11 protein-coding genes are annotated in these 12,213 nt (G+C 65.3%); 4 read left to right on the top strand and 7 right to left on the bottom strand.

Going from position 1 to position 12,213, the window contains the following annotated elements:
* Positions 1-468 carry a prepilin peptidase gene (locus KI242_RS03535; RefSeq protein ID WP_072443991.1) on the bottom strand — a complete coding sequence of 156 codons (468 nt, stop codon included), beginning with the start codon at positions 466-468 and terminating at the stop codon, positions 1-3.
* A gap of 74 nt (positions 469-542) precedes the next feature.
* Here KI242_RS03535 and KI242_RS03530 point away from each other — a divergent pair, with 74 nt between their 5' ends.
* Both KI242_RS03530 and KI242_RS03525 read left to right on the top strand, forming a co-directional pair.
* Entirely contained in the window at positions 543-980 is a 438-nt protein-coding gene (locus KI242_RS03530; protein ID WP_011059057.1) for a TadE/TadG family type IV pilus assembly protein, read from the top strand.
* The gene (locus tag KI242_RS03525; protein ID WP_210482711.1) at positions 977-3,745 is read left to right on the top strand and encodes a PAS domain-containing sensor histidine kinase; all 2,769 of its coding nucleotides are present in this window, start codon (positions 977-979) and stop codon (positions 3,743-3,745) included. Before KI242_RS03530 ends, KI242_RS03525 begins: the two co-directional genes overlap by 4 nt.
* Here the strand turns inward: KI242_RS03525 and KI242_RS03520 are convergent.
* The 5 genes from KI242_RS03520 to KI242_RS03500 form a co-directional block, all read right to left on the bottom strand.
* Positions 3,730-5,748 carry a pilus assembly protein TadG-related protein gene (locus tag KI242_RS03520; RefSeq protein WP_210457640.1) on the bottom strand — a complete coding sequence of 673 codons (2,019 nt, stop codon included), beginning with the start codon at positions 5,746-5,748 and terminating at the stop codon, positions 3,730-3,732. The genes KI242_RS03525 and KI242_RS03520 overlap by 16 nt on opposite strands.
* Positions 5,749-5,907: 159 nt before the next feature.
* Positions 5,908-6,465 carry a DUF4136 domain-containing protein gene (locus KI242_RS03515; RefSeq protein ID WP_011059054.1) on the bottom strand — a complete coding sequence of 186 codons (558 nt, stop codon included), beginning with the start codon at positions 6,463-6,465 and terminating at the stop codon, positions 5,908-5,910.
* Positions 6,466-6,503: 38 nt separating this feature from the next.
* The gene (locus tag KI242_RS03510; RefSeq protein ID WP_041115730.1) at positions 6,504-7,112 is read right to left on the bottom strand and encodes a DUF4136 domain-containing protein; all 609 of its coding nucleotides are present in this window, start codon (positions 7,110-7,112) and stop codon (positions 6,504-6,506) included.
* A gap of 11 nt (positions 7,113-7,123) precedes the next feature.
* On the bottom strand, positions 7,124-7,873 hold the full coding sequence (locus tag KI242_RS03505; RefSeq protein WP_174395742.1) for a methyltransferase domain-containing protein: 750 nt from the start codon (positions 7,871-7,873) through the stop codon (positions 7,124-7,126).
* A complete protein-coding gene (locus KI242_RS03500) occupies positions 7,870-8,175 on the bottom strand; it encodes a MazG-like family protein (protein ID WP_011059051.1) in 306 nt (101 codons plus the stop codon). Before KI242_RS03500 ends, KI242_RS03505 begins: the two co-directional genes overlap by 4 nt.
* A gap of 190 nt (positions 8,176-8,365) precedes the next feature.
* On the opposite strand from KI242_RS03500, the gene KI242_RS03495 reads away from it, so the two are divergent.
* Together KI242_RS03495 and KI242_RS03490 are read left to right on the top strand one after the other, a co-directional pair.
* Complete coding sequence (locus KI242_RS03495; RefSeq protein WP_011059050.1) at positions 8,366-8,659, top strand: hypothetical protein; 294 nt, start codon at positions 8,366-8,368, stop codon at positions 8,657-8,659.
* Positions 8,660-8,726: 67 nt separating this feature from the next.
* The gene (locus tag KI242_RS03490; RefSeq protein WP_212805904.1) at positions 8,727-10,073 is read left to right on the top strand and encodes an MATE family efflux transporter; all 1,347 of its coding nucleotides are present in this window, start codon (positions 8,727-8,729) and stop codon (positions 10,071-10,073) included.
* Between the two features lie 86 nt (positions 10,074-10,159).
* Here KI242_RS03490 and speA read toward each other — a convergent pair whose 3' ends face one another.
* Positions 10,160-12,073, bottom strand: coding sequence for an arginine decarboxylase (gene speA / locus KI242_RS03485; RefSeq protein ID WP_053148866.1), 1,914 nt, complete (start codon positions 12,071-12,073; stop codon positions 10,160-10,162).
* Positions 12,074-12,213 lie beyond the last annotated feature (140 nt).

The raw sequence follows: 12,213 nt of genomic DNA, 5'->3' as shown, positions 1-12,213 counted from the left end.
CTAGTGGATCACGCTCACAGTTAAGACCATTCCAGCCAGGACAAAGGGGGCAAAAGGGTATTTTTTTGACCCCCTCCCAGCGCGCCCTGCCACGGGGGTATCAAGTGCTTGTTTCTGCTGGGGCCAGAGCCTGAGCACAAGCAGCCAGAGCAGGCTGCACAGACCGGCGGCGATGAACGTCCCCAGCAGATACAGGGGGCCGGAGGCCAGCCCCAGGGCCGCCATCAACTTGACGTCGCCGGCGCCCATTCGTCCGCTGGCGTAGCCGGGCAAGGTGAACAGCAACGCCAGCAACAACGCCCAACCGCCCTGGCTCGCGCCGGCCCCCAGCCAGGTCGTGCCGCTCCACAGCAGGTAGACCGTCGCCAAGAGCGCGGCGCCAAGAGTCAAGCCATTGGCAATATGCCGCTGACGCAAATCCTGCAGCGCACAGATTGCCAACCAGACCCACAAAACCCAGAAATGCATCAGCCAGAACGGTCCCTTTTGCCGGAATGGTCCTATGCTCAATGGACATAGTGGTTGTCAGGGTAGACGCACTCATGAAACCGGGCCTCCCTAGAAAGCAGAAAGGCGCTGTGGCGATCGAATTCGCCGCGGTGTTCGTGATCTTTTTCGCGGTGTTCTACGGTCTTGTCAGCTACAGCCTGCCGCTGCTGATGATGCAGTCGTTCCACCAGGCCACTGCCGAAGCGGTGCGGCGCGCGGTGATGGTCGACCCCAATACCCCGAACTACGCCACCACGGTGCAGAACCTCGCCAACAGCGTGGTGCAGACCCAGACCCAGTGGATTCCCCCGCCCTTCAACTTCGCCGCCACCGACTACAGCGCGGTGTACAGCGCCGGGGTGCTGACGGTCTCGGTGAACTACCCCACCAGCAAGCTGAACCAGGTGCTGCCGCGGCTGGTGCTACCGGGAATCGGCCCGGTACCCAGCCTGCCCACCACCCTGACCGCTAGCTCGAGTCTGCAATTTTGACCTCTGGCGACAAGCTGCTCGGACGTCTACTGGGCCGCCAGGCGCTTCCCGCCGCCCCGCCGCACAGCCCGCTGCCGCCCCAGGCGGTGGGCCTGCAACTGGTGCTCGATCAACAGGGGCGCATCCTCACCAGCCACGGCCCGCTGCGCCACAGCCTGATCCAGCTGCCCCCCTCCCGGGAGCCACCGCACCTGCTGGACTACGTATTGCCCGGCAGCGTCCTGGCCCTTGAGGGCGGCCCTGCCGACTGGAGCGGCCAGGTGCTGGACCTGGACCTGCGCGGCGCCGGCGGCCAACCCCTGCACCTGCGCGGCTGGGTCCAGCGCTGTGGGCAGGAATGGCACCTGCAACTGCTGGATATCGGCGACCTGGTCCAGCAGCGGCAACAGGCCCTGGGGCGCGAGCAGTGCCGGGTGTTTGCCGCCCAGGCCAGCGAACAGTTGCGCCTGTGCAACCTGACCCGCCTGCCGGACGTGCTCCACGACCAACTCACCGACCTGGCCCGCTATTGGCACATTCCCTGTCTCGGCCTGGCCCTGCTCGACGAGCAGGAGCAGGGCTGGGTGATCCACAGCTGCTACAGCGCCCATGACGCCCCACGCCTGTGGCAGAAAGGCCAGGCCCTGGGGGCCGGCCTGGACAGCCTGAGCGGCAACACCCCGCAGCACCTGAACCAGATCCAGGGCCTCAACGAACACCCGCGACTGCAAGGCATCTTCGGCCATCGCGAAGGCTTCCTGGTGCCGTATCGGGATGATCACGGCGTCGCCGCCTGGCTCTTGTGCGGCTGCTACGCGGTCCAGCAGCATGCCCCGTACCTGCTGGATCGCGACTGGCTGATGCTCGCCGCAGCCCTGGCCGGGCCCTTGCTCAGTCGCCTGCGGGAGCATCGCCATCACCTGCACCTGGAACGCCTGGAGGCCCTCCAAGGGCTGCTGGGCGCCGGCTGGTGGGAGCTGTGCCCGGACACCGCCGAAGTAGTGCTGGCCAGCCGCCTGGCCGCCAGCCTGCACCTGCCTGAGGATGGCGCTCGCCTGAGCGTGCAGGCATGGCTGGAACTGATTCATCCCGCCGACCGCGGCGAACTCAGCAGCCGCCTGCAGGAACTGAAACTGGGCAAGCCGCTGCTGCTCAATGTGCGCCTGCACGAGCCCAACCCCAGCGCCCCCCAGCGCTGGTATCGCTTGCAGGGCCAGGCCCTGGGCCGAGGGGAAAGCCAACGCCTGGTGGGTTTCATGCTGGACATCAGCGACATCAAGAACCAACAGCAGCAGGCCGCCGCCGCCCATGCCCGGCTGGACAACCTGATCGCCAGTTCACCGGCGGTGATCTACGTCCAGCGTTACCAGGAAGGCGCCTTGCAGCCGAGCTTTTTCAGCGCCAGCCTGCAACCCCTGCTGGGCTGGAGCCTAGCGGACTGCACGGCGCAGCCCCTGGCGGAGTGGGTGCACCCCGACGACCGCGACCTGTATTTCCAGCGCTGCCGCCAGTTGCTGCGCGAAGGCAGTGTGCATACCCGCTATCGGCTGCGCGATCGCCACGGGGCATACCACTGGGTGCTGGACGAAGCCAAGCTGCTGCGCGACGACCTGGGGTTGCCGGTAGAAGCCGTCGGCCTGTGGCTGGACGTCACCGAGGCAACCCTGGCCGCCGAGCAGGTGCGCCAGAGCGAAGAGCGCTATCGGATCCTGGTGGAAGATTCGCCGGCGATGATCTGCCGCTATCGCCCGGACCTGACCCTGACCTTTGGCAACCGGCCGCTGGCGGCCTACCTGGAATGCGCCCCCGAGGAACTGCCGGGCAGCAACCTGGGGCAGTGGCTGTCCGCCGAACAGCGTGAAGGCTTCGAGCGCCGGCTCAAGCTGTTGAGCCCGGAATATCCCGTGAGCACCGCCGAGATCAACCTGCAATTGCCCGGGCGCGAACATGCCTGGTGGGTGTGGTCGGATCGCGGAGTGTTCGATGAACAGGGGCAACTGCTGGAAATCCAGGCCGTGGGCCGCGACAACACCGAAGTCCGGCGCGCCCAGCAGCAGCTCACGCAAAGCGCGAAAATGGCCACCCTGGGGGAAATGGCCACCGGGCTTGCCCACGAGATCAACCAGCCGCTCAACGTGATGCGCATGGCCATCGTCAACGTGCTCAAGCGCCTGGGCAATGGCGACGTGCAGATCGACTACCTCACCGACAAGCTCAAGCGCATCGACGCCCAGGTCCAGCGTGCGGCCCGGGTGGTGGACCACATGCGGGTGTTCGGCCGACGCTCGGAAGTGGAACAGCAGCCGTTCAACCCGGCCCACGCCATCGAAGGCACCCTCTCGCTGCTGGCCGAAGGCATGCGTGGCAAGGGTCTGGAGTTGCGGATCAGCGAGCTGGGGTTCGAGGTCCAGGTGCTGGGGTTTGTCGACCAGTTGGAGCAGGTATTGATCAACCTGCTGGTCAATGCCCGGGACGCCCTGCTGGGCAAACAGGAAAAGCAGCACGACTTCAAACCCTGGATCGCCGTGTACGGCCAGCGCGACGAGCAGTGGGTACGCCTGTGGGTCGAGGACAATGGTGGCGGTATCGACCCGCGCCTGCTGGAGCGGATCTTCGAGCCGTTCTTCACCACCAAGCCGGTGGGCATCGGCACCGGGCTCGGGCTGTCGGTGAGCTATGGCATCGTGCAGAACATGGGGGGCCGCCTGAGCGTCAGCAACAGCCAGGACGGCGCGCGCTTCTGCATCGAACTGCCGATCGCCGAGGCAGATCAGATCACCAGGTAGGCCTTGCCGGTCTGCCCGCAGGTGAGGTTGGCCCCCACTTCCACGTCCATCAGGTTGATCCCCAGCGCCGTCAGCAAGTTGTTCAACAGCGGATCGAGCAGGGGGCTCAGCAGGTTGCTGATCAACGGCATGATCAGGCTGGTGACACCGTTGATCACTCCTCCCGCTACTGCCACCACCGAGCCAAGGAGGTTGGCGCTGACCGGCTGGTAAACCTGCAGGCTGATCCCGGCAATAGTGCCCGACAGGCTGTTGACGAGGTTGTTGGTCGGGGCGGCGTTCTGGTAGGTCGGCGCCTGGTTGACATTGCGCGGTACGGAAAAATCCGGCGCACCGCTTGAGTAGATCAGATCCCGCCCCACGTTCGGTCCGGTCTGGCTGAGCCCCAGCGAACTATCGACCTTGATGCCGATGCCCCCTGCGGCGAAAGCCGTGCGCGCCGGCCCGCAACTGCCGATCCCCAGAATCTTGTGACAGGTCCAGATACCCAGGTCGATGATCGGCAGCGGCGTCACCACAGGTTCCGTCGAGGAAGAGAACGCGGTGTTGGGATCAATCTGCCCCACCTTGATGTCGGCCAGGGACGACTCGCTGTGCACCGTGAGGCTTTTGGTTCCGGTGTTACCCGTCGGACAACTGTAGTTGGTGACATAGGCCTTGGCGCCCCCCAGCTCCAGGTTGATATCGATTCGCGGAGAAGGCAGCACTTGCGGGTCCACTTGCTGGCACCCGGCGCCCAGCAGGCAGCCCAAGGAGTTGATGGTATCGGCCAGATTCAGGCTCAGGACACTGTTGAGGGTCGGAGTCAGCGAGCCCACCAGCCCCAGCAAGGCGTTGGCCAGGCCGGTCACCCCGGACAGGCCTGTGAGGTTGACCGAAACCAGCGTCCGAACCTGGGCTGTGCGCACGTAGATGCGATTGGCCCCCAACGGATCGAGGATGGCCAGCCGAGGGTCACCAACAGCGGAGAACTGAGGCGGCTCAATGACCTTGACCCGGACCGTCACACTGGCCAGGCCCAGCAGGTTGGCCGGTATCACCGCTGCCACTGCGCTCTTGCTGTTGGCCAGTTGAATCATCGCTTGCAGCAGTTGGAAGAGCTGCAAGTTGGCATCCAGCGCGGTGGATGCAGCACCGGTCTGCAGTTTCAGGATGTCCCCCAGTTTCAACTGCGGTATCTGGGCACTCACCGCTACTTGTAGAGCCCCCAGGGCCGCCAGTATGTCGGCGGTCGCGCCATTGGCCTGGACCACGGTGGCGGCGGTCTGGATCAGCCGGGTCAGGCTGGCCTGGGTGTTGAGCAACTGGGTGTAGTTGCCGGCGGCGACGCCCAGGTCGATCGCCAGTTGATCGAGGTAGCGCAGTAAATTGATATCGCTGTTGAGCAGGCCATTCCAGCCCACAGCACTGATGTTCACACTGCCGCCGAGCATATTGCCCACCAAGGCATTGAGTATCGGTGAATTGGTGCTGTTGACGGTGGCTATGGTGCTGCGAATGCTCAGTTGCGCCAGCGGTGGCGTCGGCGCAGCAGCCACGGCCGTGGCGCTGAGCTGAGTGGTGAGGTTGATCGGGCCTGGCGAGAACAGCGCCCCCACCCCCGACGCCACGCTGATGGGTACGGTATTGGTGGCGATCACCCGCACGGCCGCCGACTGCGCCGGGTTGGCATTGAAGGTACGCAAGCTGTTGGCTCCGGTGGTCAGGGAGCCACAGGTGGTGGTGAGAGTACTGCCGGTGGCGATGACGAAACCATTGCGCACTGCACTCTGCCCGGCATAGGTGGCGGCAGTCAGGCCGGCCTGGCAGGTGCCGCCACGGCTGACGGCCTCCAGCGCGGCGTTGTCCGCCACGCGCTGCAACTTGCGCTGTTCCATGTAGAGCCGGCCGCTGTCCACTACCAGCAGCATCAGCAACAACGCCAGGCCGAAGGTCACCGCCGCCATCAGGCCAATGGCCCCGCGCTGACGGGCCGGGCCGTAAAACCGCTTCAGGGGAGACATCGGGGCACTCCTTTACCGGCTCGCAGCCGAGCGCTATCTCCATCGATGAAAGCAGTGTAGTCAAAGGCCGTGGCAGACGCCGGCCGGGGCGCAGGGGCGCCGGACTGGCGGCAGCAGGCAGGGCCGCACACCCTGTGCCGCCCTGCCCGGTCGAAGGTTTCAGTGGGGCGGGTAGTTCTGCAGGATGCGCATCACCGTGGTGCGGACCGCGGCGCTGCGATCTGCCGGGTTGGGCGAGCTGCTGAGCATCTGCTCGTCGCTGCCGCGCCACACCAGCTTGCCGTCCTTGCCGTCCAGCAGGTCGATCTGGATGGTTGCCACCTTATAGGTGATGTTGCGGGTTTCGTTGTACATCGGCCCGCCCCAGTAGCCATTCCACGGGCCGCCCCAACCGCCGCCATAGTTGGTGGTGACCTGCTGCTGGCGGTCCTCGACGATCAGGTACGCCTGCACATTCAGGTCGGCCCGGGCACCGCCCTGGGCCGGACGCAGGCCGCGCTGGTCCAGTTGCTCGGCCACCGCCTGGCGGATGCGCTGTTCGGTCAAGTCGCTCTTGATCCGTGGATCATCCGGGCGGTATTGCAGGGCGGGTTCTTTCCAGTTCCAACTGCGGTAGGCGCCAAAGTCCCGGCTGGCGTCGAAGTCATGATTGACCTGGTTGGCGGCGCAGGCACTGAGCAAGGCGGCACACACCAGTAGAGCGATTCGATGGAACATGCTGTTTCTCCGCTTGAAGACAAAAACCGGGGGCGATCCTAACTGGGAGGATAGGCCGCCATTGCCTTTTGCACCGCCTCACGCAAGGCATCGGCCCGCTCGCCGAGGCTGCCGCGGCTGCTGGTCTCGGCGCTGGCGCTCCAGACCGGCTGGCCGCTGGCGCCGTCATACAGGTTGACCCGCACCACCACCACTTCCACCTCGTAGGTGCGCACCACCGGTACGCTGCCGTACATGCCGTAGCCCGGGCCATAACGGTTATAGCCGCCGTAACCGCCATACCCGTAGTCGTCCTGGACCTGGCGCAGGCGCTTTTCCAGGTGCAGGTCGGCGCTGACCCACAGGTCCGCCGGCCGGTTGTCATGCACAGGGCGCAAACCCTGCTGATCCAGGGCATTGCTGACCGCCTCGGCAATCTGCGCCGAGTCGGCCCAGGCCGAACCGCTGGGCAGGCGGCCATTGAGCCAGGCCCAGTTGCGGTAGCGGCCATAGTCCCGTTGCGGCGCCGGGTAGGCGCTGCGGTCAAAGGTGCCCGCCGCTTGCGGCGGGGCCGGCGGCAGCGGGTTGGAGCTGGCGACATAGGGGTTGCTGCCCTGACAGGCGGCAAGCCCCGAACACAGGAGGATCAGACCCAGGCGGTGTTTCATTGCACACTCCGTTAGACCGGCCGGCACAGCCAATGCAGATAACGCCCAAGCCCGGCGAAACTTGGGTGTCGACGGTGAGCCAGCTCCATTTCCAGCAGATCCGTCAGCTCGGCACGGGCCTGGAACTCCACCGGCATGTAATCGTGGAAAACCCGCACTCCGCTCTGGCTTTCGACTCGCCACAGGCCCTCAAGTTGCGCCGCCAGCTCGCGAGGATCAAGGGGCTGTTGCGGGGTCAGGCTCTGTTTCTCGCCGGCCATGTCGTTCTTGCGCATCTTGCGGAAGTGGCCCTTGAGCAGGTTGCGGTAGACCAGTGCGTCGCGGTTGTAGAAGGCCAGGGACAGCCAGCCATCGGCGGCGGTCAACTGATGCAGCACCGGCAGGATCGCGTGGGGTTCGGCCAGCCATTCCAGCACCGCGTGGCACAGCACCAGGTCGTAGGGTTCGGTCAGTTGCCCCAGCAGTTCCTGCCAGGGCGCCTGGATGAAGGTGGCCTGCTGCCCGGCGTCGACAAAGCGCTGGCGGGCGCCTTCAAGCATGGGCGCGGCGGGCTCGGCCAGGGTGACCTGGTGCCCGCGCTCGGCCAGCCACAAGGACATGTGCCCCAACCCGGCGCCGATATCCAGCACCCGCAGTGGCCGCTCGGGCAGCGCTTCCTTGAGATCGGCCTGGAGCACCGCCAGGCGGATCGCGCCTTTGGCGCCGCCATAGATCTTCTCGGCGAAACGGGTCGCCAACTGGTCGAAATGCCGGTCGCTCATGAGCAGAACCGCCGTTCGCTGTCCGCCAGCTTGCTGCGTACCACCTGGTCCATGTCCAACCCCAGCTCGCTGCACAGCAACAGCAGGTAGAGGACGATATCCCCCACTTCCTGGCCGGCATGGGCCAGCTTGTCTGCTGGCAGTTGCCGCGACTGGTCCTCGCTCAGCCACTGGAAGATTTCCACCAGCTCGGCCATTTCGACGCTGGCGGCCATGGCCAGGTTCTTCGGGCTGTGAAATTGCCGCCAATCGTTGCGGTCACGGATGGCGTGCAGGCGTTGGGTCAGTTGCTCTAGGTTCATCGGGGTCTCCTGAAGGCGTATAGCTTCCGGGGGATGGGCGTGGGACGCAAGCGCGCTTTCGCCGGCAAGCCGGCTCCTCCAGAATGCGCAACCCCCGGCAGCTTCTATGCTTAACAGGGAACTCGCCACGGGTGTTCATGGCCCAAGCTTGAGCTCGGGCACTCGGCCCATCTTTCATCAGGACGCGCACATGCAGGTAGAAAGTTTCTTCGAATGGCTCGGCCAGGCCATCGGCTCGGTGATCCGCTTTATCGTCGACCTGCTCAGCGGGTTGTTCAATACCCTGACCCACGCCGGGGGCAACTTTGTCGACGGCCTGTCCCGCGCTCTGGGCATGGACACCTCGATCGTCAGCATCATTGCCCTGATCATCGGCCTGATGTTCCTGTACTCGGCGATCCGCGCCTTCATGCGAGCCTCGATCATCCTCGGCATCATCTGGCTGGTGCTCGGCCTCTGGCTGCTGAGCTGGATCATCCACTGATCCCCCCGCACTAACCCCCGGCGCCCGCGGGCGCCGGGTACAATGCCCGCTCTCGCAAGGAGCCTGCATGCCCCCCCTGATTTCCGATTGGCGTCACCGCCCCACCCATCGCCGCGTCTGGGCCCTGGCCGCGCCGATGATCCTGTCGAACATTTCCGTGCCCCTGGTAGCGCTGGTGGACAGCACGGTGATCGGCCACCTGCCCCACGCCCACCAGCTGGGCGCCGTGGCGGTCGGTGCCAGCCTCTATACCTTCCTGGCCTGGGCCATGGGCTTCCTGCGCATGGGCGCCACCGGCTTCGCCGCCCAGGCCGCCGGGCGCGGCGACGGGGCGGCGTTGCGGCAGATCCTGCTCCAGGGCTTGATACTGGCCATGGGGCTGGCGCTGCTGCTGGGCGCCATAGGCGTGCCCCTGAGCGGCGCGGCGCTGCACCTGATGCAGCCCTCGGCGGAGCTGGACCAGATGACCCGGAGCTTTTTCCACACCCGCCTGCTGGGCCTGCCCGCGGCCCTGGCCAGTTTCGCCCTGGTGGGCTGGTTTCTCGGTACCCAGAACGCCCGGGCACCGCTGGCCATCCTGCTCAGCACCAACGTGCTGAACATCGCCCTCAACCTGTGGTTCGTCCTCGGCCTGGACTGGGGCGTGGTGGGCTCGGCCCGGGCTTCGGTGATCGCCGAATGGAGCGGCGCGCTGGTCGGCCTGGCCATGACCCGGCCGGCCCTGCGGGCCTATCCGGGGCAAATCGCCTGGGCGGCATTGCGCCGCTGGCAGAGCTGGCGCCCGCTGCTGGCGGTCAATCGTGACATCTTCATCCGCAGCCTGGCCCTGCAGTCGGTGTTCTTCCTGATCACCGTGCAGGGCGCCCGTCTGGGCGATGCCACAGTGGCGGCCAATGCCCTGCTGCTCAACGGCCTGCTGCTTACCGCCCATGCCCTCGATGGCCTGGCCCACGCAGTGGAGGCCCTGTGCGGCCACGCCATCGGCGCCCATGACCGCCCGGCCCTGCGCCGATCGCTGGTGGTAGCCGGTGGCTGGTCGCTGCTGGCCAGCCTGGGGTTCGCCGTGCTGTTCCTGCTGGGCGGCCACCTGTTCATCGAAATGCAGACCGATATTCCCGACGTGCGCCAGACCGCCTTTACCTACCTGCCCTACCTCGCCGTACTGCCGTTGATTGCGGTCTGGAGCTACCTGCTGGACGGCCTGTTCATCGGCGCCACCCGGGCCCGGGAAATGCGCAACGGCATGTTGCTGACCGTGCTCCTGCTGCTGCCTTTTGCCTGGGCGCTGCAAGGCCTGGGCAACCACGGCCTGTGGCTGACGTTCCTGCTGTTAATGTTCCTGCGCAGCCTGACCCTGGGCGCCTTCGCCTGGCACCTGCAGCGCCGCGACCGCTGGTTCGCCGAGGCTCGCTGAACCTCGTGCCCGCAGGCCGTACAGCCTGAATTGCGGGCAAAAAAAACCCACCGCAAGCGGTGGGTTTCCAGGGTTCGCCGGGGCTGTCAGGAAGACAGGTAGGACGAACGGGTCAGGCCCAGGCGCAATGCGTCAAGGAACTGGGTACGCTCGGCGGCGCTGATCTTGGCGCTGGCCACCTTGTCGCGGTAGTGGGTCATCAACTCCTCCGGCGACAGGTGCACGTAGCGCAGCATGTCTTCGATGGTGTCGTGGGTCTCGATCCCGGCGTGGTACACGCTGCCATTGGCCCGCTGGTAGATGTTCACCGAGTCGGTGTCGCCGAACAGGTTGTGCATGTCACCAAGGATTTCCTGGTAGGCGCCCACCAGGAAGATCCCCAGCAGGTAGTCCTCACCCTCGTTGAGGCCGTGTACCGGCAGGCTGGTCTCGATGCTCTGCTCGTCGACGTACTGCTTGATCTTGCCGTCGGAGTCGCAGGTCAGGTCCTGCAGCACCGCGCGGCGCAGCGGCTCTTCGTCGAGGCGGTGCAGCGGCAGGATCGGCAGGACCTGGCCGATGGCCCAGGTGTCCGGCAGGCTCTGGAATACCGAGAAGTTGCAGATGTACTTGTCGGCCAGCTTGTCGTTGAGCTCGTCCAGCACCTGGCGGTGGGAACGCTGGCGCGCCTTGAGCGAGTTGTGCAGGCGCCGGCATACGGCGAAGTAGCACTGCTCGGCCAGGGCTTTCTCGGCCAGGGTCAGCTTGCCGTCGGCATACTGGGCCGCCACGTCGCTCATGTAGTGAGTGGCGCGCCAGTAGGTTTCGGTGACCATTTCAATGTCAGTCGGGCCCAGCAGGTCCACCAGCCATTGCACGGTTTCCGGCAGCTCTTCCTTGTTTTCGATCTTCGGCACGTCGTCGTTGTGTTTCTCGACGTCGGTGACCTGCACCACCAGCATGGCGTGGTGGGCAGTCAGGGAACGACCGCTCTCGGAGAAGATGTGCGGGTGCGGCAGGTTCTGCGCATCGCAGAATTCCTTGAGCATGCCCACCACCACGCCGGCGTAATCGTCCATGTCGTAGTTGATCGAGCTGGCGTTGCGCGAGTGGGTACCGTCGTAATCCACGCCGAGGCCGCCGCCGACGTCGATGTGGTCCACCGGCAGGCCGAGGTTGCGCAATTCGCCGTAGTAGCGGATGGCTTCCTTGAAGCCGTGCTGGTAGTCCGCCAGGTTGGCGATCTGCGAGCCCATGTGGAAGTGCAGCAGGCGGATGCCCTGATCCAGGCCGGCGGCGCGGAAACGCTCTACCACCGACAGCAGCTGCGCCGCCGACAGGCCGAACTTGGACTTTTCACCACCGGTGTCGGCCCACTTGCTCGATGCCAGGGACGACAGGCGCACCCGCAGGCCCACTTGTGGCTTGACCTTGAGGGACGCCGCTTCCTCGATCACCAGGCCCACTTCGGACTCTTTCTCGATGACGATGAACACGTTGTGGCCCAGCTTCTGGCCCATCAGCGCCAGGCGGATGAATTCGCGGTCCTTGTAGCCGTTGCAGACAATGGTGCCGCCCTTGGGCGCCAGGGCCAGTACCGCCAGCAGCTCCGGCTTGGAGCCGGCTTCCAGGCCGATGGAAACATTCTGGGTGGCGATGATGTTCTCGATCACCGCTTCTTGCTGGTTGACCTTGATCGGGTACAGGGCGGTGTACTTGCTCTGGTATTCCAGGCGCCCGATGTTGGCATCGAAGGCACCGGTCAGCTGGCGCACGCGGTCCTGGAGGATGTCCGGGAAGCGCACCAGCAACGGCAGGGACAAGCCGCTCTTGCGCAGTTCTTCGACCTGTTCGAACAGATCGATGGGCAAGCTGCTCGGGCCGTTCGGACGAACTTCGACGCGACCGGCGTCATTGATCGCGAAATACCCGGCCCCCCAATGGCGAATCCCGTAGACACTGCGGCTGTCCGCAACTGTCCATTGGCTGCCATCGTCTTTACGTGTGCGTCGTACGGACATCGAAGTCCCCTATAAAGAAGTCATAGAGCGCCGCCCCACTCCAGGGCTGGCGCAGTCTAAAGAATGAAAATGACGATTAGCCTGCAAGCGCAATAGACCGCGCCCGCCGTGCCGAGTTTAGAAACCGTTCATGAACAGGC

The organism is Pseudomonas sp. Eqa60 (assembly GCF_018326405.1).
GTDB classification, from domain to species: Bacteria; Pseudomonadota; Gammaproteobacteria; order Pseudomonadales; family Pseudomonadaceae; genus Aquipseudomonas; species Aquipseudomonas protegens.
This window is presented reverse-complemented; position numbering and strand designations above follow the sequence as displayed.